Annotated in this window: 22 protein-coding genes and 2 pseudogenes; 8 read left to right on the top strand and 16 right to left on the bottom strand. The window is 53.8% G+C overall.

What is annotated here, in order from left to right; translation table 11 throughout:
* Positions 1–63 precede the first annotated feature (63 nt).
* The 3 genes from proB to pyrH all read right to left on the bottom strand — a co-directional run bounded on the left by proB (position 64) and on the right by pyrH (position 2,561).
* Complete coding sequence (gene proB, locus DDZ13_RS04995; protein ID WP_110130343.1) at positions 64–1,125, bottom strand: glutamate 5-kinase; 1,062 nt, start codon at positions 1,123–1,125, stop codon at positions 64–66.
* 83 nt (positions 1,126–1,208) lie between these two features.
* The gene (frr, locus tag DDZ13_RS04990) at positions 1,209–1,766 is read right to left on the bottom strand and encodes a ribosome recycling factor (protein ID WP_110130342.1); all 558 of its coding nucleotides are present in this window, start codon (positions 1,764–1,766) and stop codon (positions 1,209–1,211) included.
* A gap of 54 nt (positions 1,767–1,820) precedes the next feature.
* The gene (pyrH, locus tag DDZ13_RS04985; protein ID WP_110130341.1) at positions 1,821–2,561 is read right to left on the bottom strand and encodes a UMP kinase; all 741 of its coding nucleotides are present in this window, start codon (positions 2,559–2,561) and stop codon (positions 1,821–1,823) included.
* A gap of 141 nt (positions 2,562–2,702) precedes the next feature.
* Between pyrH and DDZ13_RS04980 the strand changes: the two genes are divergently transcribed.
* Positions 2,703–3,920 carry an aspartate kinase gene (locus DDZ13_RS04980; protein WP_110130340.1) on the top strand — a complete coding sequence of 406 codons (1,218 nt, stop codon included), beginning with the start codon at positions 2,703–2,705 and terminating at the stop codon, positions 3,918–3,920.
* Between the two features lie 3 nt (positions 3,921–3,923).
* A complete protein-coding gene (thrC, locus tag DDZ13_RS04975; protein WP_110130339.1) occupies positions 3,924–5,282 on the top strand; it encodes a threonine synthase in 1,359 nt (452 codons plus the stop codon).
* Positions 5,283–5,342: 60 nt separating this feature from the next.
* Here thrC and DDZ13_RS04970 read toward each other — a convergent pair whose 3' ends face one another.
* The 3 genes from DDZ13_RS04970 to DDZ13_RS04960 are packed head-to-tail and all read right to left on the bottom strand — an operon-like array spanning position 5,343 to position 7,526.
* Entirely contained in the window at positions 5,343–5,978 is a 636-nt protein-coding gene (locus DDZ13_RS04970) for a class I SAM-dependent methyltransferase (RefSeq protein ID WP_110130338.1), read from the bottom strand.
* 2 nt (positions 5,979–5,980) lie between these two features.
* Positions 5,981–6,361 (bottom strand): RNA-binding S4 domain-containing protein, encoded by a 381-nt coding sequence (locus DDZ13_RS04965; RefSeq protein WP_110130337.1) that lies wholly within the window; start codon positions 6,359–6,361, stop codon positions 5,981–5,983.
* A gap of 7 nt (positions 6,362–6,368) precedes the next feature.
* Complete coding sequence (locus DDZ13_RS04960; protein ID WP_110130336.1) at positions 6,369–7,526, bottom strand: MalY/PatB family protein; 1,158 nt, start codon at positions 7,524–7,526, stop codon at positions 6,369–6,371.
* A 109-nt stretch (positions 7,527–7,635) separates the two neighbouring features.
* Between DDZ13_RS04960 and secG the strand changes: the two genes are divergently transcribed.
* From secG to DDZ13_RS04935, 6 genes and pseudogenes are all read left to right on the top strand, one after another.
* A complete protein-coding gene (secG, locus tag DDZ13_RS04955; RefSeq protein ID WP_233246080.1) occupies positions 7,636–8,106 on the top strand; it encodes a preprotein translocase subunit SecG in 471 nt (156 codons plus the stop codon).
* Between the two features lie 134 nt (positions 8,107–8,240).
* Positions 8,241–9,017: a hypothetical protein gene (locus tag DDZ13_RS04950; RefSeq protein ID WP_146209240.1), complete on the top strand. Its 777-nt coding sequence runs from the start codon at positions 8,241–8,243 to the stop codon at positions 9,015–9,017.
* Positions 9,018–9,211: 194 nt separating this feature from the next.
* Positions 9,212–9,328, top strand: a pseudogene (locus DDZ13_RS15700) (ribbon-helix-helix protein, CopG family); the annotation flags it as partial.
* Positions 9,329–9,778: 450 nt separating this feature from the next.
* A pseudogene (locus tag DDZ13_RS15910) lies at positions 9,779–9,856 on the top strand (histone protein); the annotation flags it as partial.
* Between the two features lie 274 nt (positions 9,857–10,130).
* Positions 10,131–11,321 (top strand): pyridoxal phosphate-dependent aminotransferase, encoded by a 1,191-nt coding sequence (locus DDZ13_RS04940; RefSeq protein WP_110130333.1) that lies wholly within the window; start codon positions 10,131–10,133, stop codon positions 11,319–11,321.
* Between the two features lie 22 nt (positions 11,322–11,343).
* Positions 11,344–13,566: an NADP-dependent isocitrate dehydrogenase gene (locus DDZ13_RS04935; protein ID WP_110130332.1), complete on the top strand. Its 2,223-nt coding sequence runs from the start codon at positions 11,344–11,346 to the stop codon at positions 13,564–13,566.
* A gap of 269 nt (positions 13,567–13,835) precedes the next feature.
* Here DDZ13_RS04935 and DDZ13_RS04930 read toward each other — a convergent pair whose 3' ends face one another.
* The 10 genes from DDZ13_RS04930 to DDZ13_RS04885 all read right to left on the bottom strand — a co-directional run bounded on the left by DDZ13_RS04930 (position 13,836) and on the right by DDZ13_RS04885 (position 22,226).
* Positions 13,836–14,417: a hypothetical protein gene (locus DDZ13_RS04930; protein ID WP_146209239.1), complete on the bottom strand. Its 582-nt coding sequence runs from the start codon at positions 14,415–14,417 to the stop codon at positions 13,836–13,838.
* Position 14,418: 1 nt separating this feature from the next.
* The gene (locus tag DDZ13_RS04925; protein ID WP_110130330.1) at positions 14,419–16,509 is read right to left on the bottom strand and encodes a secretin N-terminal domain-containing protein; all 2,091 of its coding nucleotides are present in this window, start codon (positions 16,507–16,509) and stop codon (positions 14,419–14,421) included.
* A 17-nt stretch (positions 16,510–16,526) separates the two neighbouring features.
* Positions 16,527–17,084: a hypothetical protein gene (locus tag DDZ13_RS04920; RefSeq protein ID WP_110130329.1), complete on the bottom strand. Its 558-nt coding sequence runs from the start codon at positions 17,082–17,084 to the stop codon at positions 16,527–16,529.
* On the bottom strand, positions 17,081–18,241 hold the full coding sequence (locus DDZ13_RS04915) for a PilN domain-containing protein (protein WP_110130328.1): 1,161 nt from the start codon (positions 18,239–18,241) through the stop codon (positions 17,081–17,083). The genes DDZ13_RS04920 and DDZ13_RS04915 overlap by 4 nt, the downstream gene beginning before the upstream one ends.
* A 14-nt stretch (positions 18,242–18,255) precedes the next feature.
* Positions 18,256–19,407, bottom strand: coding sequence for a type II secretion system minor pseudopilin (locus tag DDZ13_RS04910; RefSeq protein WP_110130327.1), 1,152 nt, complete (start codon positions 19,405–19,407; stop codon positions 18,256–18,258).
* The gene (locus DDZ13_RS04905; RefSeq protein ID WP_158279794.1) at positions 19,407–20,225 is read right to left on the bottom strand and encodes a PulJ/GspJ family protein; all 819 of its coding nucleotides are present in this window, start codon (positions 20,223–20,225) and stop codon (positions 19,407–19,409) included. The genes DDZ13_RS04910 and DDZ13_RS04905 overlap by 1 nt, the downstream gene beginning before the upstream one ends.
* Positions 20,226–20,284: 59 nt before the next feature.
* Positions 20,285–20,764 carry a PulJ/GspJ family protein gene (locus tag DDZ13_RS04900; protein WP_110130325.1) on the bottom strand — a complete coding sequence of 160 codons (480 nt, stop codon included), beginning with the start codon at positions 20,762–20,764 and terminating at the stop codon, positions 20,285–20,287.
* Positions 20,761–21,282, bottom strand: a complete 522-nt coding sequence (locus DDZ13_RS04895; protein WP_158279793.1) for a pilus assembly FimT family protein — start codon at positions 21,280–21,282, stop codon at positions 20,761–20,763. The genes DDZ13_RS04900 and DDZ13_RS04895 overlap by 4 nt, the downstream gene beginning before the upstream one ends.
* A complete protein-coding gene (gspG, locus tag DDZ13_RS04890) occupies positions 21,260–21,700 on the bottom strand; it encodes a type II secretion system major pseudopilin GspG (protein ID WP_110130323.1) in 441 nt (146 codons plus the stop codon). Before gspG ends, DDZ13_RS04895 begins: the two co-directional genes overlap by 23 nt.
* A gap of 76 nt (positions 21,701–21,776) precedes the next feature.
* Positions 21,777–22,226, bottom strand: a complete 450-nt coding sequence (locus tag DDZ13_RS04885) for a response regulator (RefSeq protein WP_110130322.1) — start codon at positions 22,224–22,226, stop codon at positions 21,777–21,779.
* Position 22,227: the final 1 nt, after the last annotated feature.

Genomic DNA, 22,227 nt, shown 5'->3' with positions numbered 1-22,227 from the left:
TGCGCAAAACTCCTGATTTACGAGTGCGACTTTCTGTTCGATGAACTGCAGGAAGTGGTCGTTTCAGAGTAGCACCAGATGGTCCCGGTGAATGACCGGTGCTGGGTCGGAGTATTCACTGACTTCAGCCGCATCCGTATGGATGATGCCTTGGGCAATGGGCAATCCGTCGGGCGCGCATATCCGCACGACATCGCCGGCGTGAAAGTCGCCCTCAACTTTGACGATTCCGGCAGCCAGCAGGCTTTTGCCCCGTTTGACGATTGCTTCCGTCGCACCCGCGTCGATGTGGACGTTACCGAAAGTATGGTCCTGGATGGCGATCCAGCGTTTGTGTGACTTTACCGGTTGAGTGCTGGGCACGAAGTAGGTGCCAGCGGATTTCCCCTCCAGTAGTTGCTCGAAAAGTTTATTTTCCTTGCCACTGCCGATGATCACTCCGCAGCCGGCACGATGAGCAATCTTGGCAGCCGAAAGCTTACTGATCATCCCCCCGACAGACGTTTCGGTGTTCGTGCCCTGCGCCATGGCTTCAATCTCGGGCGTAATCTTCTCGATACGCTCCACGACTTCGCCACTTCCCTGCATATCAATCAGGCCGGGGATGTTGGAAAGGATGAAGAGTAAGTCCGCATTCACCACGCTTGCCACCAAAGCGGAGAGGGTATCGTTATCGCCGAACTTTATCTCAACAGCACTTACCGTGTCGTTTTCATTGACGATCGGCACCGTGCCGTGGGCCAGCAGTCGTTCCACTGTGTTGAAGACGGCGTTGTGCCGATGCTTCGCACGCAGGTCCTCACGGGTGAGCAATATCTGGGCGACAGTTATCCCGTGAGGATCAAAACCTTTTTGCCAGGTATTGATCAGAATACTCTGTCCCACCGAAGCACAGGCTTGAAGATTGGCCATGTCCCTGGGCCTTTTATTCAGACCGAGCTTGCCCATGCCAAGGCCGACGGCGCCGGAGCTGACCAGAATGACTTCGATACCCTGCTCACGTAGCATGTTGACCTGTTGGCACAGGGTCTCGATCCGCGCGGTATCCAGCTCTCCAATACCGGAGGTCAATACCCCGGTCCCGAGCTTGATAACGATGCGCTTCGCCTGTGAAAGAGCAGACACTTAGTGTATTTCTCCAGTTTTAGTTTTCAGATTTCAGTTAAACGGGGAAACCGGTTAACTGGAAACTGTAAAACTGCCGCAGATTATACTTTCTTTAGTTCCTCTTCCTTACTGGAGAGGTGCTCATTGATCTCTGCAATGGCATCGTCGTGTGCTTTTTGCACGTCCTTCTCGGCGCGCTTGAAGTCATCCTCGGGCAGGCCGTCGTTTTTGGCGGACTTCAGTAGATCGAGCGCATCGCGACGCCCCTGGCGCACACGTACGCGGCCTTCTTCGGCCATGGAGCCGGCGGTCTTCGCCAGCTCCTGGCGTCGTTCGCCGGTCAGTTCGGGGACGGGAACCCGTAAAATAGCACCATCCACCACCGGGTTGAGGCCGAGGTTGGCTTCCTGAATAGCTTTTTCGATGTCCTGGATGACGCTTTTGTCCCAGGGTTGGACCATAATGGTGCGTGCGTCCGGTGTCGTGACGGCGGCCACTTCTTTCATCGAAACCGTGCTGCCATAGGCATGCACTTTCACGCCATCAAGCATGGCGGGGGTCGCTTTTCCGGTATGAAGGCTGCTGAATTCACGCAGGGTGTGTTCGACAGCCTTTTTCAGGTCTTCGTTAAGGGATTTTAAGATTTCTTTAGGTTCCATAATAAGGTGGGAAGGTAAAAGGTGAGAAGGTGGGAAGGAAAGGGCGAAGGGGGATTAATCGACCAGTGTGCCGATGGGGGCGCCCATGACCGCGCGGTAGATTGCGCCGGGTTCTTTCATACTGAAAACCAGTATGGGCAGGTTGTTTTCCATGCAAAGCGAGAATGCAGTCGAGTCCATGACCTGCAGGCGTTCACGGAGAGCGTCGATGTAGGGCACATGGTCGTATCTGACGGCATCGTCGTATTTGGCGGGATCTTTATTGTAAATGCCGTCGACCTTGGTGGCTTTCATCAACATGTCGGCACCGATCTCGCTGGCACGAAGTGCCGCCGTGGTATCCGTCGAGAAGTAGGGGTTGCCGGTACCGCCGGCAAAGATCACCACCCGGCCCCGTTCGAGGTGGCGAGTGGCGCGGCGCACGATGAAGGGCTCAGCCAGCTTATCCATGGGGATGGCACTTTGCAGGCGTACGGTGACGCCCAGTTTCTCCAGGCAGTCCATCAGAGCCAGGCCGTTGATCACCGTGGCAAGCATGCCCATATAGTCGCCGGTTGTGCGGTCCACGCCTTTCATCTCCGAACCGCTCAGGCCGCGGAAAATGTTACCGCCCCCGATAACCAGACCAACCTGCACACCAATATCGTAAACTTTTTTAACTTCCTCGCAGATTGCTTTCAAAGTGCGAGCGTCGATGGGCTCCCCATCTTCGGTATTGCGAAGCACCTCTCCGCTTAGCTTTAAAACAATACGTTTGTATTTCGGTTTATTTTGCGAGCCCGTCGAATCGTCCATGATGCTTGGTTAAACCGCTCTAATACGCTCACGTCAACACCATGTATCAGTTTGCTTCAGGTTCTCATCGTTGGAGCTTTCGCAACTCTTTCCTTGAAACTTTGATATTCTGGTGTTCGCTAGCGCGATTCCATTTTTCCTATGTCCCTAATAGTTCAAAAATATGGCGGCACTTCCGTCGCAGATGTTGACCGCATCAAAAGCGTGGCCTTACGAGTTAAGGAAGCGCATGATGCGGGTGACCAGGTGGTCGTGGTCGTCTCTGCCCGTTCCGGAGTGACCAACGACTTGATTTCACGTGCCAAGGCACTCAATCCGCAGCCGGACGACCGCGAGATGGATATGCTGGTGTCGGTTGGGGAGCAGGAGACGATTGCCCTGACGGCAATGGCCTTACACGCGCTCGGCGTTCCGGCCGTTTCCCGCACCGGGCCGCAGGCGGGAATCTTAACCGACAACGTCCATACCCGGGCGCGTATTACCAGTATTTCGGGTGGCGATATCAGGGATCAGCTCGATGCCGGCAAGGTAGTGATCCTCGCTGGTTTCCAGGGACACTCCGAGGACGGTCAGATTACAACTTTTGGACGTGGTGGTTCTGATTTGAGCGCCATTGCGATTGCCGCCGCGCTCAACGCCGATCTCTGCCAGATTTGCACGGACGTAGACGGGGTCTACACCGCTGACCCGCGTGTCGTCTCCAATGCCAAGAAACTCGATGAGATTTCCTATGAAGAAATGCTCGAGCTCGCGAGCTCCGGGACAAAGGTCATGCAAAACCGTGCGGTGGAATTCGCCCAAAAATTTAACGTCGTTTTTGAAGTTCGTTCTAGTTTTAATAATAACCCGGGAACAATAGTGAAAGAAGAAGCTGCCTCCATGGAAGATGTCGTTGTTAGCGGCGTCGCACTCGACAAGAATCAGGCACGTATTGTGGTCAGCGATTTGCCCGACCGCCCCGGCACTGCCGCCATGCTCTTCAATGCGTTGGCCGATGCCGGAATCAGCGTCGACACCATCGTGCAGGGGCCCGGCGTCGACGGTAAGGCGCGTATGACCTTTACCGTCCCACGCGAAGATATCTACCGCGCGGAAAAAGCGCTTAAGGAATCCTTCCCGGATGACGAATTCAGTGGACGTGTCTTTGAAGCCTACGAGATCGCCAAGGTATCGGTGGTCGGTGTGGGGATGCGCTCTCACTCCGGTGTGGCGGCGACGCTCTTCGATGCACTCGCCGACGCCAAGATTAACATCCAGCTTGTGAGCACATCGGAGATTAAGATTTCCGTGGGTGTTGAGCCTAAGGATGCGGAAGAAGCAACCCGCGTGGTCCACAAGGCCTTCGGCCTGGGGGGCTAGCCCATGCAATACATCAGCACGCGGGGGCAGGTTCCGCCGGTCGATTTTTCCACGGCGGTTGCCCATGGCCTGGCTCCGGACGGGGGGTTGTATCTGCCGGAGACACTGCCCGACTTAAAGCCGAAGCTGGCGGACTGGGCAGACCTGAGCTATCCTCAGCTCTGTGACGCCTTCTTTTCTCTTTTTGCCACGGATCTGGATCGCGCCGAGCTTAGTGCGATGATTGAACGTTCTTACCAGAATTTCGATCATGCCGAGATCGCTCCGGTAAGGAAGCTCTCCGATTCTTTATACGTGCTGGAGTTGTTTCACGGTCCGACCTTGGCCTTTAAGGACTTTGCGCTCCAACTACTGGGGAACTTTTACGAGGCGCAGATCGCCCGGACCGGGAAGCCGATTTCCGTTTTGGGCGCCACATCCGGCGATACTGGAGCGGCGGCGATCCATGGATTGCTGGGGAAGAAAGGCGTCAGGACTTTTATTCTTTATCCGGATGGCCGCATCTCTCCACTGCAGGAGCGTCAGATGACCTGCACTGGGGCGGATAATGTCTTCCCGCTCGCAATCAAGGGTAGCTTCGACGATGCCCAGGCGGCCATGAAGACCGTCTTCGAAGACCGCGAATTTGCCGATGAAATCGGTTTGTCCGCGGTGAACTCAATTAATCTGGCCCGTATTTTAGCACAGTGCGTCTACTACCTGTATTCATTTTACAGATTGCCCGCTGCACTTCGTGAGCAGACGACCTTCGTCGTGCCCACGGGTAATTTTGGTAATGTTCTGGCCGGTTGGCTTCTCCAACGTATGGGCGTCCCGATTAAAGGCTTCCGTGTCGCAACGAATCAGAATGATATCCTGCATCGTCTCTTCCAAACCGGAACGTATGCTTTGGGCGATGTCGCCCCCAGCGTGGCGCCATCCATGGATATACAGGTCGCTTCAAATTTTGAGCGCTTCATTTATTATGCCGAAGGCTGCGATCCGGATAAAGTGCGTGCAATCATGCAGACGTTCAAGTCGTCCGGGCAGTATACCTTTGAAAACTTTGATCCGGGAACTTTCAGCAGCTCCCGCACCGATGATGCGGGGATCGCTTCTATCATCAGCGAAGTTTACCGGAAATACAGCTACGTCGTGGATCCGCACACTGCCTGTGGGTTTACCGATCTTCCGGAGGGGCCGAATTTGATTCTGGCCACCGCGCATCCGGCAAAATTTCCCGATACGATCGCCGAGGCGCTCTCCGTGGATTCCACGCACCCCTCATTGGAAGCACTCAAGGCGAAAGAAGTGGTGAAACATTTTGTTGAGCCCACACCGGAGGCAATCAAGGCATTCATGCGGGAGCATAAGCAAGCGTAGGCTGTAAGTGGACCACTGGAATTCGTCGGGTGTCGTCATTCCAAGCGGTCCGTCCGGCAATTATAGCTTACGGTAGATGCAGATCTCTCGGTCCCCGAAGTAAGCGATGAGAATGGCGTCCACTCCGGCAACGGCATCAAAGAGTTTGAGCATCATTTCCTGCTCACCCGGCCAGGGGTAAACGTAGAAGAGATCAACTTCCGCGATGTCGATTTCATGGTACACGTCCTGATAGACCGGTCCGGCTTCGAGTTGGTGGCCGAAACTGTCGTCGGGGACGATGTCGCTGCCCCCGGCGATGTCATACTCGAGATAACCTTCGGGTATATAGCTCGTGCAGATGAATTCAGCGTCAATGGATTGGCCGGCCATAAGCTCCCGCGCGATGTCAACCAGTCCTTCCCGGAGTTCGATACCGGTCGCCTCGTAGTCGAGCAGGGCGGCCATGCCGGTTGCGATGCCGAATCCGCTGCCCCATTCGATGAATTTTTCACCGGGAGTCAGCCCGCGCTCGGAGACCCACCGCAGCGCTGCATATACCTGCGCCGGCTCACTGGCGATGTAGCGTGGGTAGCGTTTGTTGAGCTTTTGCGCATAGAAGGCTTCAAAGCGTTTTTCCGCCGCATCAACCAGCGCCCGAACCTTTCCGGTCAGCGGCAATTCGGACGGCTCGTAGTCAATCTCCTCGTAAGCCATTTTCAGTAGTCCGGTCCGATTAATTTCTCGATGTCCCGCCGGTCCTTCTTAGTCGGGCGTCCTTGTCCCTTGTGAGAGAATAAGCGCGCATTATCTCGTTTTTCCCGGGCTGCTTCATATTCACTTTCGGGCGTCCGGTCCTCGAGGTATTCAGATACCAGCGCCGCACCGATCCGCTTTTCCGTGAGATCCAGCACATGCAGTGTGCGGGTGAGGGCTTTGGTCCGGGCCACGACCGTATCGCCGGCACGAAGTTTGGCCGAGGGCTTGGCGATGTTTCCATTCACGCGCACGGCCGAGCCCCGGCAGGCATCGGCGGCATCCGTTCGTGTTTTGTAAACACGAACGGCCCAGAGCCACTTGTCCAAACGAACTGCGTCCATGGCCAAACTAGAGCGTATCAACGGCTGATTTCATGCGTTGCAGTCCTTCCTCCAGTCTTGCGCGCGGGCAGCCGAAGTTCAGGCGCAAGTGTTCTTTGCCGTCGAAAGGCACACCATCCGAAAGGCCAACCCCATGCTGCTCGAAAAATTGCGTCGGCTTATCCAGTTTGAGTCCACTCACGTCAAACCAGGCGAGGTAGGTCGACTCCATCGGTCGAAAGGTAATCTGGGGCAGCTCTCGCTTAATGAAATCGTAAACCAGTTCGTAGTTGCCACGAAGATAGCGAAGCAATTCCTGCCTCCAGGGCTCACCATGATTGTATGCAGCCTGACAGGCCGCGTAGCCGAAGCAATTCACTTCGGTGATGATCCCCCGAGTAGTATTGCGGAACTGGGTGCGCAGCTGCGGGTCCTCGATCACGGAAAAAGCACAGGCCAGACCCGGCAGGTTGTAGGTCTTGCTGGGAGCCATCAAAGTAACCGTGCGTTTGGCAATGGATTCATTGAGCGTCGCTGTCACGGTGTGTTTGACGCTCTGGTCGAACACGAGATCACAGTGAATTTCGTCGGAGATCAGGATTAAGTCGTGCCGCTCACAGAAGTCGGCCAGTTCAATGAGTTCCTCTTTGTTGAAGACCCGCCCGACTGGATTGTGCGGGCTGCATAGAACCAAAAGGCGGGTATGCGGTTTTACGGCCGCTTCCATGGCCTCGATATCGAGCGTCCAGCGATCCTGCTTGTCGAGGCAGAGGGGGACTTTTATCAATTCACGTCCGGCATAGTCGGGCGCACTGAGGAAAGGCGGATAGACCGGAGTCGCGGTCATGACCGACTCCTCCGGTTTGGTGAATGCGTGGACGCAGAGGTTGATCGCAGGCACCAGCCCCGGAAGAAAATTCAGCCAGGAGGCTTTTGCACTGTAGTTATGCTGGCGGTCCAGATAGTTGATGACCGCCTCAATGGGTCCTTCGTGGGGGATGGTGTAGCCAAAAACACCGTGGTCCAGGCGCTCCTGAAGCGCCGACACGATCTCCGGTGCCGCCACAAAATCCATATCCGCCACCCAGAGGGGGAGGATATCGCTGCCCTTGTATTTGTCCCATTTCAGGCTCCCGAGGCCGTTCCGGTCCGGGCAGTGGTCAAAATCATAGTTGAACTTGGTCATATCCCGTGACGATCAACGGCAGACTAGATGCGTGCAATCCAATTTCTCGCTTGAACTCGCCGCCCCGCTCGGCATGTTACGTCCCTTTTTCAAATTCCCCGTCTTAATTATGGGCACTCTCTTAATCAGTCTTCTCACTCTTGTTCTTCTGCTGATCTCGGCATTTGTCATTTTGGTCGTGCTTATGCAGCGCACCAGCCAAAGCGGTGGCATGGGCGCAGCCCTTGGTGGTGGCGCAGCCGAGTCCGCTTTCGGTTCCGAGACCAACAGCATCCTGATGAAAGGTACGATCTACGGTATCGTCGCTTTCTTTGTCGTGGCGCTTGGCTTGTATCTGCTCTATCAGGCCGAAGCGGCTGATAAAATTCAGGAAGTCGATGCCGAAACTCTGATCACTGCTGGCGAGACCGAAACGGACGAAGGTGCAGAGACTGTCACCGGAGTAATGAATAATGCTGCTGAAGATGGAACCGAGGCGGGTGTTATCGAGTCAGTTACGGAAGAAGTTGAAGCCGCAGCGGCTGAAGTGACCGAAGCCGTTGATGCCGAAGCAGCCGAGGCTTCGCCCGAAAAGAATTAATGTATCTCAAAAATCTTTATCCGAAATCTTCTTCCTTAAGGCCAACGCACTGCGTTTTCGCAGTGGTTGGCCTTTTCTTTGCCCTCTTGCCGTCGAATGCTCAGCGCCCGTCGAGCAATGTGGTGAAACCGGGAATGGAGCGAATCGACCAGGAAGAAGGGGGGCGGCGCCTTGAAGCCTTTCGTCAGCAGCGACTGCAGGGCGATTATGTTTTTGAATTTCAGCTCGAGCATAAACCGCGTCGGGCGCGTACGGTTCGATACGACGGAATTATGTGGGGCTCCTGGAATGAGCAGGGTGCGGTGACGCGCTTTAAGATTCTACCCGGAGATGCCGAAGAGGGAGCCGCCACCGCGCCGGTAGAAATAATTGTCCAGAACGGCCCGAAACCCAGCGCCTGGATGCGGAACGATGATTCAGAAGAGTTTTCACCCGTTGAGGGGGAGGCACTCTTTGAACCGCTCTTACCCGGTCTGGTCTATTCGGTTTTCGATCTGCAAATGCCTTTCATCTATTGGGAGGAATTCATCTATCAGGGACCTTCGCTGGTCGGGGCCAGCCGGGTTGCCCAGGAATTTCTAATGATTCCTCCGGAAGGGTCCGAAAGTGAACGGCAGGGTATCAAAGGTGTGCGTGTTTCGCTGGACGATACATATAATGCGCTTTGGCGAGTTGAAGTGATTGATGAAGACGAAACGGTGCGCTCCAAGTTTGCGGTCGAAAGCATCAAGAAGGTCCAAGAACAATACATCGTAAAACGGATCACGTTGATCGATTACCCGAGCGAAGACAGAACAACCTTCAACGTTGTGGATGCCAGTGTCGGGCTTCGTTTGGATGAAAAACTTTTTGATTTTCCGGAAGAAGATGTCGAAGCGCCTGCATCCAGTGTCTGTTGCGATAGAAAGTAAGTGAAAACATATCTTATGTTATGCGACATCTACGATATGTTGATGATAATATGTCAGCGACATCGTAGCTGAGTTTTTATGGTCGGCGTTTTCATAAAAAGAACACACGCGTTTGAAGCTTTTGTAAGTTATGATTTTGTATTGACTTAATCATTACCCAATTCAGCTTTGTGACCATCGCGAAGCGACTACTTATGAGTAGTGGAAAAACGAGCCCCTTAACATTTGATCTTCAACAAGACCTCCTCGAGAAGTTGAAGAAGCTTCAGCGCCGAACCGGTGCACGATCATTAAGTGAGGTTATTCGGTATGCGGTTAGCACTTTGAAAGTGTCTGAATTGAACCTTGGCTCGCAGGGACATCAACAGGTGTCGGTTCGATTGTCAGACAAGTCACGTCAGCATCTTGTACGCTTGAGTAAGCAAAAGAAAGTCAGCCTGGGGGAGTTACTCCGGGCTGCATTGGATTCTCTACCGTCCGAACTTCCGGACTTTAACCCTGAAACCACTATGCCTAAGAAAAAAGCAACCAAGAAAAAGGCGGCTCCTAAAAAGGTAGTTCGCAAAGCACCAGCCAAGAAAAAGGCTGTTAAAAAGAAGGTGGCTAAAAAGCCAGTAAAGAAAGTAGCCAATAAACCGGCCAAGAAGAAAGTCGCCAAAAAAGCTGCTAAGAAAAAAGCCGCCAAGAAGAAGGTAGCTAAAAAGCCAGCCAAGAAAAAGGCAGCTAAGAAGGCGGTCAAAAAGAAGGCAGCCAAGAAAACGGCCAAGAAAAAGGTCGCTAAAAAAGCTGCTAAGAAAAAGGTAGCCAAGAAGGCGGCCAAAAAGAAGGTCGCTAAGAAAGCTGCTAAGAAAAAAGCCGTCAAAAAGAAGGTAGCGAAGAAGCCAGCCAAGAAAAAAGCCGCCAAGAAAAAGGTAGCTAAGAAAAAGGCGGCCAAAAAAGCTCCTAAAAAGAAGGCAGCCAAAAAGAAAGTAGCTAAAAAGGCTAAGAAGAAATAGCCCGCCTTTCGAGATTATTAGGCTAGGCTTGCTTTTGCCTAGGCAGAAGTCTTAATTCCTGCGCTCTTGTGGTTCCATCTTCCTAAGGTGGACGCTACAAGAGCGTTTTTTATTACTTATGTCAAAAGAAGCCAAATTATCCACCTGGGCCAGAAACATCACACCTTCACCGACTCTGGCCGTCGATGCGAAAGCCAAAGAACTCAAAGCCGCCGGCGAAGACGTCTGTGGGTTCGGAGCCGGGGAACCGGACTTTGATACGCCTGAGTTCATCAAGGAGGCCTGCGCCAAGGCGCTGGCTGAGGGTAAGACCAAGTATGCGCCGGCGCCCGGCATACCTGATCTACGGGCGGCGATCGCTGAAAAATATGTGAGAGACAATAAAGTCGAGGGTGTTGAGCCGTCTCAGGTGGTTGTCAGCCCCGGAGGCAAGTATTCCTGTAGTCTCGCTATCATGGCAGTGGTCAGCCCCGGTGACGAGGTCATCATTCCCGCACCATTCTGGGTAAGCTATCCTGAAATGGTGAAGCTTGCCGGGGGCACTCCCAAGACGATCTTCGCAGGCAAGGAAAGCGAATTCAAAATCACGCCTGAACAGCTTCGCGAGGCGATTACGCCCAAGACCCGCTTGGTTGTGCTCAACAGCCCGTCCAATCCGACCGGCACGGTTTACACCCGTGACGAACTCGAGGCGCTCACGCAGGTTGCGATCGAAGCTGGAATCTACATCATGTCCGATGAGATTTATGAGTATCTCCTTTATGACGGTGTGGAGCATGTGAGTCCTGCGTCTTTCTCCAAGGAAGCAGCCGATTCGGTGATCACCGTGGCTGGCTTCAGCAAGACATTCTCCATGACCGGCTGGCGTCTGGGCACGCTGATGGCTCCGGCACCGATTGCCAAGGCCGTAGCCAGTATTCAGAGTCAGACCAGCTCGAATGCGACCACCTTTGCCCAATACGGAGCACTGGCGGCGATGCAGCAGTGGGATAAGTCCATGGAAGCGGTCAAGGGCATGCTCGAAGTATTCGATCGTCGTCGCCTCTTCCTGCTCGAGGGTCTGAATGCGATCGACGGCATCGAGTGTGCGCGTGCCCAGGGTGCCTTCTACCTCTTCCCGAAAATGGATGCCTTCGGACTTTCGGCTCACGATTTTGCCAGCAAGATTCTTGAAGAAGAGAAGGTGGCTGTGGTCCCGGGGGAGGGCTTTGGTGCGCCCGGCTACATGCGGCTGAGTTATGCCACTTCGGATGAAGTCATCGAAAAGGGCTTGGAGCGTCTGACACGCTTTTGTTCCAAGCTCGGATAATACACACACATAAATAATTCCAATGAGCGATAAAGAGAAGATTCTCTACACAATTACTGACGAGGCACCGGCGCTGGCGACACACTCCCTGTTGCCGATAATCAGCGCCTACACGGCAGCTGCCGGAGTTTCCGTTGAAACGCGTGATATTTCCCTGGCTGGGCGTATTCTTGCCAACTTTCCGGACTATCTGACGGAAGAGCAGAAGATATCCGATGCCCTTGCCGAACTGGGTGAGCTGGCGAAGACACCGGAAGCCAATATCATCAAACTTCCCAATATTTCCGCCTCCATTCCGCAGATGCGGGCCTGCATCAAGGAGCTTCAGGTGCAGGGCTACAAACTGCCCGACTACCCCGGGGACCCGAAGAATGAAGAGGAGAAAGAAATCAAATTGCGCTATGACAAGGTCAAGGGAAGTGCGGTCAATCCGGTGCTGCGTGAGGGGAACTCCGACCGCCGCGCCGCTTCTGCGGTCAAGCAATACGCCAAGAAGCACCCACACCGCATGGGGGAGTGGTCTGCTGATTCCAAGTCGGTCGTCTCCAGTATGCCGGGCAATGATTTCTTCGGGAATGAAAAGTCGGTCACGATCCCCGAAGCCACCACGGCGAAGATCGAGCTCGTTTCCGAAGCGGGCACGACTGTCCTCAAGGATGGTCTGACTTTGCAGGCGGATGAAGTGCTCGACGGCACTTTCATGAGTGCCAAGGCACTTCGCAAGTTCCTTGCCGAGCAGGTAGGGGCCACCAAGGACGCTGGCACGCTCTTCTCGCTCCATATGAAGGCCACGATGATGAAAGTCTCCGACCCCATCATATTCGGGCACTGCGTCTCGGTATTTTTCAAGGATGTCTTTGAAAAGCATGCGGACCTGATCAAAGAGCTGGATGTTGATGTACAGAACGGGCTCGGTGACCTTTACGCCAAGATTGAGACGCTGCCCGCGGAGAAGAAGGCGGAAATTGAAGCTGATATCGATGCAGTTTACGAAAATGCACCCGATATCGCGATGGTCGACTCGGACCGGGGGATTACCAACCTGCACGTGCCGAGTGATGTGATCATCGACGCTTCCATGCCAGCGGCGATTCGCAGCTCCGGCCAAATGTGGAATAAGGAAGGCAAACAGCAGGACACCAACTTCATCATTCCGGACCGTTGTTATTCCGGCGTTTATGCCGCCACTGTCGATTTCTGTAAGAAAAACGGCGCATTTGATCCCGCAACGATGGGTACGGTGCCGAATGTCGGTCTTATGGCGCAAAAGGCCGAGGAATACGGCTCACACGACAAGACCTTTGAGATACCGAGCGCTGGCACTATCCGTGTCACCGATGCCAATGGTAATGTTCTCCTGGAGCACGAGGTTGAAGAGGGCGATATCTGGCGCGCCTGCCAGGTGAAGGACGCACCGATCCGTGATTGGGTGAAACTCGCGGTCTCTCGTGCCCGTGCCACAGGTGCACCGGCCATCTTTTGGCTCAACAAGGACCGGGCTCACGACGCCCAGCTTATCGCCAAGGTGGAAACTTACCTCAAGGACCACGACACGGAGGGGCTCGATATCCGTATTCTGCCTCCGGTCGAAGCGACTCAGGTCACCCTGCAGCGTGCCAAGGGCGGGGAGGATACGATTTCCGTGACCGGGAACGTGCTTCGTGACTACCTGACCGACCTTTTTCCGATTCTGGAACTCGGGACCAGTGCCAAGATGCTCTCAATCGTTCCGTTGATGAACGGAGGGGGACTGTTCGAAACCGGTGCCGGCGGATCTGCGCCCAAGCACGTGCAGCAGTTTGAGAAAGAAAACCACCTGCGCTGGGATTCCCTGGGCGAGTTTTTGGCTCTCGGGGTTTCTTTGGAGCACCTCTCGACAGTTTTCGGCAACCAGAAGGCAAAAGTTCTCGCTGAGACACTTGATGTCGCGAACAGCAAGTTCCTGGAAGAGAATAAATCGCCTTCGCGCAAGTGTGGTGAACTCGACAACCGTGGGAGCCATTTCTATCTGGCGCTCTACTGGGCTCAGGCGATCGCCGCTCAGGACAAGGATGCCGAGTTGAAAGCACGCTTCGCACCGCTGGCCGAGGTGCTGACCGCCAATGAAGCCAAGATTGTGGAAGAGCTGAACTCCGCGCAAGGTGTAGCTATGGATATCGGCGGTTACTATCGACCGGATTCAGAGCTTGCGACCAAGGCCATGCGTCCGAGCGAAACCTTCAATCAGGCGCTCGCCGCTTTATAATATCAATTTGTGAGAGGTATGGCCCGATTTACAAGCTTGTAGCAAAGTCACGCGAGTGCCGTCGATTGGTCAGCGCGGGAGGAATTTCGACCTTGCTGCCGCAAAATCGCGACGAGGATAGATCATCAGGGCAAACCTTCTACAAAGCGTAGACAGTCTGCTTTAGCTGGCTGCTTGCAAGTGCAGATGGTATCGCTTGCCCGATGCGGGTCGCACGGCTGAAGCGGTGCGACTACGTTAAACGCGCTCAAATTAGCGCCAATCAGGTATTACTTCTTCTTCGGGAGGATGACGCGACGACGTGGCACTACCTTGCGGCTACTGCTGTTGTTACTTGATTTTTTAACGTTTAGTTCGGGAGGAAGATTGCGCGTCGTTTGCGCCTGCGGCGTCGTCTGTGCCACCGGCATCGGCTTTTCGTTGGCAGTCATTAAGGTGAGCCGCTCCGAACGGCCATTCATGAGCACAACAATGGTGGACGAATCGGCTTCATAATTACTCACGGAAATACCGTCTTCCCGCTCGTTTGCCTTAAGCCAGTAGCCCTTTTGGTCTTTCTTATTGTAAAGGCTGAATTGGTAAACGCCATCGATCTGGACAATGCCGCGAAACTCAAGTTCCCGGCTGATCGGCCCCTGGGGTTGCACCACGGGTTCGGCCTCTTCGGGCTTTTCGGTGCCGTAGCCCGGAGGGAGAAAGGGAGATTTCTCCGACAGGCTGGTTTTTGAAAACATCGCGGTCTGCGAGCAAAACAAAAGAGCCAAAGATAACACAGCCAGGAAAGGGACGCTGGTTCCCTGGCCGCCAGTTCTCTTCGGCATGGCTGTCTTCACTATAGGTTTGAGAAGCATCTTAAAAGTTCGGCCATCTCAGGCGGAAGGCTGGTTTATCCTTTTCGAATTTGGTCCCTTCAAGGTAAGAGTCGTCGGTGGTATTGTTCTCAAGGTATTTTTTCAGAACCTCTGTCTCTTCTACGCTCTCTATGTACTCATTCGCGAGTCGTCCAGCTTCGGACGGGTTGGTCAGGATTGTCGGGCGAATAAATATGATGATTTCGGAGCGGTCGTAATCGTTGTTTTTGCCTCCAAGGATTTCTTTAATTACCGGCAGGCGACCGACCAGAGGGAAGTAGCTGTTTCCTTCGGTCTCGCTGTTCTCTTGCAGGCCGCCGAGTACGATGATTTCACCATTTTTCACGCTAATGGTCGAAGTGGCCTCACGCTTGCCGATGACAGGTTGTTGATTATTGTCGATAGTGACCGTTTCGACAACATTCTCCACTGTCTGTTCAATGACCATTTGTACGGTTCCGTCGGCTCCAATCAGGGGTGTTACGGTTAGCTGGATACCGATGTCCCGGAACTCAATACTGCTGCGGGTGTTAAGGCTGTCGCTGATGCCCGAACTGAGTGAAGAGGTGATAATAGGCTGGGAACGGCTGACATTGATAATGCCTTCTTCGTTGTGGCTGACGACGATACGCGGTGCCGATAATACCCGGCTGTCACTGTCGGAATTCGTCGGTGTGATGGCCCCGCTGAGGATGAAATCGCTCGGGTTATCCAGTGGGATTCCTGCCCCTTCTGGACTGGTAAGCGAGATGCCGCCTGCCGTGCCCATAAGGATTTCTTCAAAAGTTCTGGTGCTGCCGTTGTAAGTCAGACTAAGGCTACTGAGCCCGCTGGCCTGCGTTTCATTCAGCGTGACCTGGGTGATCACCGCCTCAATCAGTACCTGCGGCAGCGGAATATCGATCTTTTCGATCAGTTCTTTCAGCGTTTTGAGGTCCTGTTGGGTGCCGTAGGCGACGATGGAATTGGTGCGTTCGTCTGCGGAGAGCCCCACAAAATTTGAGAATTGCAGCGAAGCATTGGTTTCCGAGGCAGCGGAGGCAGCTGAATTCGGGGTTGTCTGTGGTTGTTTTGGGGCATTGCCGGCGTTGTTATTGTTGCCCGTATTGTTCTGGTTGTTCTGAAGTTCATTATTTCGGGCGACTTCGGCGTCTTTTTCTCGGCCTTCACGTTGTCCACTGATGATGCCCTCAATGATCGGTACCACTTCTTCGGCTTTGGCCTGGCGCAGCTGAAAGACTTCGCTGCCGGTTAGCGGAGCCGCATCGACATCCACGTTGGCGATCACGTCCATAATGATCGAGACGTTCCCGGGGTGGGTGATTAAAATGAGCTGGTTGGTCCGCTCGTCCGAACTGACGGAAGTGTTGCCTTCGAGATAGCTCTTGAGCGGCCCCTGGATAAGGTTCTCGATTTGGTTCTGTGCCTCGGCAGCCTGGATGTAGTCGAGCTTGATGAACTTGACGGTCTCACGAAGCGTTTCCGGTTGGTCGGCTTCGGCCAGGATCCCTTCGATACGCTGAAGGTTGATCAGTGCATCCGTAACCAATAATGCGTTGGATTTAGGAAAGGGCACAAAGCTGGAGTTTTGCGAAAGCAGAGGTTGAATCAGGGTGCCGCTGGCTTGCTCGGCATTAAGATAATCGAGTTTAAAAAGCTTGGCGTAGATTTTTTGACTGGAACTCAGGCCGAGGGTACTTCCGACCAGCATCTCGGGCACGTGGCGGTTTACATCGGTGGCGGGTACAGCCTTCATGAAGCGCCCCCCCATATCCGTCAGCATGATGCCGTTGAGTGTGAGCAGGCTTTCCAAGGCTAGGACTGCCTCTCGCTTGGTGATTTCTCCCCGTGAGTTGAAGTTGATCTTCGCAGGAGAGATGTCCTGCCGGCGGAGGATGATCTTGTCGGTAAGTTGTTCAAGCAGATCAAGTACCTGCAGTGCCGATTCATCGCTGAGAATAAGAGTGCCGATGATTTCATCAGGTTGCTCGAGATCAGGTTCAATCGGCGAAGTTTCGGACTCCTGTGCTTGTAGACCGCTTACGGCCGCAAATAAGAGGCTGATCAGAAGAAGGTGAAAGCTGGATTTCATGTAATTTGGCAGAAAATTTAAAGGCTCGGTTCTTTGAGGTCGAAAGAGTTGATTTCGAATCGCACGTCGAGTTCTTCAGGGCTTCTCCTATTTGCGGAGATTCGAACGCTTTGAATGTTGATGTAGGGGGTGTCCTCTTTCAAGAGGGCATTGAAGTTGATAAGTTGGTCGATGGAAATCCGGTCGAGTTGCACGCGGAGGTTGTGGTCGTTGAAGATTTCACCTTCCCGGGTGCGGACGGAGTCGATATCGGCCTGTCCAGAAAGGCCGGCATTACGCAGGAGGCTGTCGATACGGCCAGAAAGTTGGGTGGCCGCATAGGTTTTGGAAGGGTCAACACGCGCAAGGGCGCGTTTGAGGCCCTCGTCGAACTCCGGGCCGCGTTCCAGAGTTTTTTGCTGGAATTCCAATTCGCTGGCGGTGAATTTTCGATTGTCATTCCACTCAGACAGTCGGCTGAGCCAATTATTGCCCCAAAGGAATAGCACCACCAGTATAAAGGCGAGGGTGAGAAGCTTTTCCCTCAGGCTGGTGCGCTTGTATAGCGTCTTCAGGCGTTTCTTCGCTGCGCTCATCCCTCTGCCTCCTGGTTCGTTTCCGCTTCATCCTTCTCCTGGGGTTCCGAAGCTTCCGTATGGATGTAATCGAGCGTTGCAGTAAAGGTTGTCTTGCCGCCGCGTGTTAGGATCTGGGGATCTTCCCGTAATATAAAATTACCAGATGTTTCCAGCGATTCGGTGTAGGCGTTCAACTCGTTAATCGTATTGGCGATACCGTCGACCGTAATGCGGTTTTGGTCCTCGGTGACGGTGTTCGTGAAGTAAATGCCTTCCGGGCGTACCTTGTTCAGTGCATCGAGTATCGCGATCGGGCGCAGTTCGTTTTGAGCAACTTGATCGAGTTTATTCATCAAACTCTGTTTGTCTTCGATACGCCTGACTTTAGGGGCTTGTTCGGCAATTTCGGTGCTTCGTGTTTCCAGCCAAAGGCCACCGGCAAAGAGAATGCCCTCGAGCAGTAGCATGAAGACCGCGAACAGGACGGCATAGCCGGTCGCACGGGTGATCCAGGCAGTTAATTTTCGAGTACTGCGCTCGCTCTTCTTGAAATCCGCATCCCGAACATCAGCCCGCCAGAGCTCATCTTCGGCGGGAGCCAGTTTTGCCAGATGTCCGGGGAGTTCCCCTTCGCCGGAGTCAACCGCTTGAAAATGAAAGGCAGGTAAGCCTTTTTCGCTGACTTTGATGGACTCGAGTTGGAGGTGATAGTCTGGCGTCAGTTCGGGCGCTTTTGCATCCGGGCCGTGCGAGAGAACCCCCTCAGGCAATGTATCTCCCCCTGGGAAAATGATCTCACTGCCTTCATCCCCGCTCTCCAGAAGCACCACAGTACGATCGGTAAAGTGAGCGCCCCAGAGTGTGGCAAAATCGGGGAGAACCCAGAGATATTCTTCCAGCTTGTCGTAACCGAGAGCTTTGATGCGCTCTTTATACGCGGCATAGAGCAGGATACTTCCGGCGGATTCACTGTAGAGAAAGCCCCAGTACAGCTGTTCAATGGGGAAGGGGGCGAGGCCCTCAAGGCTGAGTTCGGCAAAATCGTCGATCTCGGAGGGTTCCAGTGCCGTGGGCAGGTCGATTCGATCGACGAAAAAGAGATACCCCGGCAGGGCTAGAACGGGCGTTGGCGCGCTAACTTCCGGCTCTGGTTCGGTTGTACTTTCTTCGTTCAAGGGCGTTTAAATTTTCAGAATGAAGGTATTTCATCTTCCATGTCTAGTGCAGAGTAACGACCAGACGGTGCCGAAGTTAAATCCCCTGCATCGTATTCACTCAACTGTAATATTTTGAAAGGGTAGCGGATGGCATCCTGTTCCTCTGGCGTTCCGGTGCGCGGGGCGTCGTCATCGCTTCGACGGCCCGGATTATTCCCGCCCGGGCCTCCCGAACCAGTACTGAAATTAGGCTCGACCAGTGCGCTGATCGTGTAGGGCACGTTGCCTCGATACAAGCTGACCGTGACCCGGAGCAGCGAGATTTCGACCCCGCTGGTTGCTGTGTTTGCCGTGCCGGGCGTCTGTGTGAGATAAGGCTGTTCAAGACCGTCAAAAAGATATTCCTCGTCGTAGCCGTCCTGCAAAGCCAGTAGCTCAAGCACTTCGGCAGGTGCTTTATTCAAATTCACTTTACCGGAATGATAAACGGAGACCATGTCGGAAAGTTTGGTGAAAAGCTCATTCGGCTCACCCGTTTCATGGAAAAATTCGTCTTCCCAGACTTCGATCATACGCAACTCCTCAAGGGTCTGAAGCGGGCCGTTGGCTGCGCGGTAGGGCGGATTGCGGCGAAGATAATCTTCCGACTCCGCTCCGTTTAGTCGCTTGGAGTTGTCCTCGTCGATCCAGTCCAGAAGCATACTGCTCAGTTCCCGTGCCGTGCCAAAGTCGAATTCGAAGCTTTCTTCGAGCATTCTATTGAGCAACTCTTCATCCATCGTGTTTATGGCGAGCTTGCCGCCCATGTCGGTAATCTCGACGGAGACCTCCCATCCATTGGGTACCTCGACATTGGCATACTCAAGCGGTTGTCCCCATCCCTGTTCCGGAGCGTAAAGTTTGCCTTCGTCGATCAGTGCCACTTCGTGGATCGTTGCGAGACTCACCTCAAGGACGCTATAGGCATAACTTCTGACGTCTACGGGCTCGTTGAAGATGGATCGGTATTCCAGGTCTTCCAGGGCTTCTTCCATGAAGCGGGTAATGAGAAACGAAAGCAGAAGAATAATCGCCAGGACGGCAATCAGGACCGAGCCTTTACGGCTCTCGCGACAAGAACGGCACCGGCCTGTCTGCTTTAAGGCCGGTTCGTGTCGCCGTCGGTCTGTGTTGAGCGCAAACATTAGAAGATCAAAGCGGTTCGTGAGGGGACGGGGACCGAGACGGTGCGTTCTTTAGTCACGCCCTCATGCTCGAAGATCAGCTTGATGAATCGCGGAAGCAGGAATTCATCCTCTTCACCTTCCTGCGGCTCGTCTTCTTCCTCCCAGCGTTCAAAGCGCTCGTCCCAGTAAACGTAACGAATCGATGTGACATAGGGACTGACGGCCGTGCGCCGGAGATCGTTCTCATCCTCGACCTCTTCCTGGAGGACTGAGTACCAGAGTAGACTGAGCCCCTCATCCCGGTCAAAGTACAGGAAAGCATCGATGCCCATGACGGGTGCATTATCCGTGTTAACGAAGAGCGGGGGATTATCCCTGAGCCTGAAATTGATCAGCGGGTCACGATAGCTGGCAAACCCGGGCGGTTTGGCCCAATCGATGGGGTTCTCCGATTGCCGGAGCAGGCTGCTGCCGGATTTCTCCCCGCTGGAAGGATTCGTCCTTTTTTCATTTTCTGAGTCGATACTGACCGATACCTCAGGCGCTTCTCCCGCACGATCCGGTTCGCCCTCCCGGTTTTCCCCGGACTCGGAGGGGGTATCGGGGGCGGAAAGTGCAATTTCAGTGCCGGCACGGGTGAAACAGGATTGAACGAATTCCGCGACCCCATCGACATGGTTCTCGAAAAAGTTACTCTCCTGTCGGTTCGACCAGATGTTGCTGACGGAGACCAGCATCGCACTGGCTGAAGCCAGAACAAAACCGGTAATGGTGATAGCCAGCAGAACTTCCAGCAGGGTAAAGCCGGAGCGGTTGGAACGTCGAACATCGAACATCGGACATTGAACGTCGAATGTTCTGGAGGTGGGAAGGACCTTTTTGAACCTACACATCATTAAAACCGGTCGAAGTCACGACTGCGCTCAAGCTCCTGGCGCTTGTCTTCAAGAAGGTCGGATCTCTCATCCCCTTCCGACCATGTGGGGCGTAAAAGATACAGCTTTTCCGTGTGCCCCCTCGGCCCGTCTTCGGGCGGTTCGGAAAATTCGATGGAGAGTTCGACCGTAAATAAGTCGATAATTTCGGTCGGTTCGATTTTTGCCCGCCAGGAGGCTTCACCATGATTAAGGGTGGGGTATTCGCCGCCATCCTCCGCATCCTCCAGATTAGGCTCAAGTAGAAGCTGCATGCGTACCGCTCGTATATCCTCGTGAAGCAGGTCGTCACTGACACTGCGTTCTCTCGCGGTCAGTGAGCTGGCAAATGTCGACATCAAATAAGTGCCGGCCATGGCAAAAATCGTCAGTGCGATCAGCACCTCGACCAGCGTGAAGGCGGAGTCAATGCGACTGTGTCCTGGTGTGTTTTTTTTCATTCTTCCGTGCGAATGACACTGGAGAAAGGATCGAATCGGAGCCGGGCGGGCGAGCCGCGCCCGCTGTCGATCTCGGCGAGAAACGGGCTTGAGCTACGATCCGGTGCGAAAGCCACCGCAGCTGTCTCCAGAGTGGAACGATCGGGGTCCGGAAACGGGCTCAAGCCCTGGGCGGAGGGAATCAGAAAAAAGCGAATTTCACCGCGACCGTCCGGCCCGAAATCCGAATTGATCGGGAACTGTTCCGCACCCGGGTCGATACGGAGGCTTCCATTCTCACTGTCGTAGCTCAGCTTGGTGGTGATTCGTTCGGCTGCCGCGATAAAGCGTGCCTTGCGAATCGCTGCGGTCAGTACCTCCTCGGGCGATGTACTCTCGCCACGGTCGGCGAAGGCGGTAAAATTCACCAAAACAACACTGACTGCGACTGCAATCAGAGCTATGACCAGCAGGATTTCGATCAGGGTAAAACCGCTGCGGGCCGTGCCGGGGCGGCTATTTCCAGTTGCCAATGTCATCGGCGCTTTCCACGCCATCCGGCCCAAGTGACCAGATGTCATAACCTCTGGCGCCGTTTATGTTTTTGGAACCGGGGAAGCGGTATTGGTAGGCGTTACCCCAGGGGTCCAGGGGCACTTCTTCAAGGTAGGGGCCTTTCCAGCGGCTGTCTTTTCCGGCAGGCGCTTTGACGAGTGCGGAAATTCCCTCTTCCGTGCTGGGATAATTTCCGACATCCAGTTTGTAAGCTTGAAATCCGATTTTGGCTGTCTGGCTAACAAAGATGCCAGCCACTTTTTCCTGCTGGCCACCGAAAATATTATCCAGATTGCCAATGGTCACCGTCACCAGAATGGCGATGAGCGCGATGACGATAAGGATTTCAATCAAACTGAAACCAGCTTGTTGTTTACGATTTCGTTGAAGTCTTGTCTGCATGATTATGTGCGAAATTTAATATGGATCTGCTGTAAAGACAGATAATTTCCTGAATAGTGCCGTTGACGCCGGCGAATCAAAAAGGCGGGCGTGAACGTTTGGGCCCCTCTTTACGAATACGAACCACCTCGTCGTAAATCTCGGGGCTGAAAAACTGTTCGTCCTTCTCGACGGCGCGGATCGCCTTTTCCAGTTCTTCCAGACCGGAAATCTTGTTGATAAAACCGTCGGCATTTCCATTGACCGCGATCTTAACAGTTTGATGCGAGGTTTTACCGGTGAAAATAAGAATTTTGATCTTGGGATACTTGCGTTTGAGCAGGTGGAGAATCTCCAGGCCATTGACTTCGGGGAGTTGAATATCGACGATGACTAGGTCCGGAGCCAGTTCCAGGCACTGCTCGATACCTTCGCCTCCGTCGCCGGTCATGCCGAGCAGTTCAATATCAGGAAAAGTCGTGGCAAAAAAAGTAGAGAGTAGATTCCGCAGGATTTCCTCGTCTTCGATTATGTAAGCGGTCTTCATG

It is taken from the genome of Coraliomargarita sinensis (genome assembly GCF_003185655.1).
GTDB classification, from domain to species: domain Bacteria; phylum Verrucomicrobiota; class Verrucomicrobiia; order Opitutales; family Coraliomargaritaceae; genus Coraliomargarita_B; species Coraliomargarita_B sinensis.
Note: the sequence above shows the minus strand (reverse complement) of the source record. Positions and strands in the feature narration are given on the sequence as shown.

Coding starts and splice junctions, on each gene's coding strand:
- gspG (WP_110130323.1), bottom strand. CDS start 21,700: ATGCAGACAAGACTTCAACGAAATCGTAAACAACAAGCTGGTTTCAGT.
- frr (WP_110130342.1), bottom strand. CDS start 1,766: ATGGAACCTAAAGAAATCTTAAAATCCCTTAACGAAGACCTGAAAAAG.
- DDZ13_RS04925 (WP_110130330.1), bottom strand. CDS start 16,509: ATGAAATCCAGCTTTCACCTTCTTCTGATCAGCCTCTTATTTGCGGCC.
- DDZ13_RS04940 (WP_110130333.1), top strand. CDS start 10,131: ATGTCAAAAGAAGCCAAATTATCCACCTGGGCCAGAAACATCACACCT.
- thrC (WP_110130339.1), top strand. CDS start 3,924: ATGCAATACATCAGCACGCGGGGGCAGGTTCCGCCGGTCGATTTTTCC.
- DDZ13_RS04885 (WP_110130322.1), bottom strand. CDS start 22,226: ATGAAGACCGCTTACATAATCGAAGACGAGGAAATCCTGCGGAATCTA.
- DDZ13_RS04905 (WP_158279794.1), bottom strand. CDS start 20,225: ATGTTCGATGTTCGACGTTCCAACCGCTCCGGCTTTACCCTGCTGGAA.
- DDZ13_RS04965 (WP_110130337.1), bottom strand. CDS start 6,361: ATGGACGCAGTTCGTTTGGACAAGTGGCTCTGGGCCGTTCGTGTTTAC.
- DDZ13_RS04935 (WP_110130332.1), top strand. CDS start 11,344: ATGAGCGATAAAGAGAAGATTCTCTACACAATTACTGACGAGGCACCG.
- DDZ13_RS04910 (WP_110130327.1), bottom strand. CDS start 19,407: ATGTTTGCGCTCAACACAGACCGACGGCGACACGAACCGGCCTTAAAG.
- DDZ13_RS04980 (WP_110130340.1), top strand. CDS start 2,703: ATGTCCCTAATAGTTCAAAAATATGGCGGCACTTCCGTCGCAGATGTT.
- DDZ13_RS04895 (WP_158279793.1), bottom strand. CDS start 21,282: ATGACATTGGCAACTGGAAATAGCCGCCCCGGCACGGCCCGCAGCGGT.
- secG (WP_233246080.1), top strand. CDS start 7,636: ATGGGCACTCTCTTAATCAGTCTTCTCACTCTTGTTCTTCTGCTGATC.
- DDZ13_RS04970 (WP_110130338.1), bottom strand. CDS start 5,978: ATGGCTTACGAGGAGATTGACTACGAGCCGTCCGAATTGCCGCTGACC.
- DDZ13_RS04960 (WP_110130336.1), bottom strand. CDS start 7,526: ATGACCAAGTTCAACTATGATTTTGACCACTGCCCGGACCGGAACGGC.
- DDZ13_RS04930 (WP_146209239.1), bottom strand. CDS start 14,417: ATGCTTCTCAAACCTATAGTGAAGACAGCCATGCCGAAGAGAACTGGC.
- pyrH (WP_110130341.1), bottom strand. CDS start 2,561: ATGGACGATTCGACGGGCTCGCAAAATAAACCGAAATACAAACGTATT.
- DDZ13_RS04950 (WP_146209240.1), top strand. CDS start 8,241: ATGGAGCGAATCGACCAGGAAGAAGGGGGGCGGCGCCTTGAAGCCTTT.
- DDZ13_RS04900 (WP_110130325.1), bottom strand. CDS start 20,764: ATGAAAAAAAACACACCAGGACACAGTCGCATTGACTCCGCCTTCACG.
- DDZ13_RS04920 (WP_110130329.1), bottom strand. CDS start 17,084: ATGAGCGCAGCGAAGAAACGCCTGAAGACGCTATACAAGCGCACCAGC.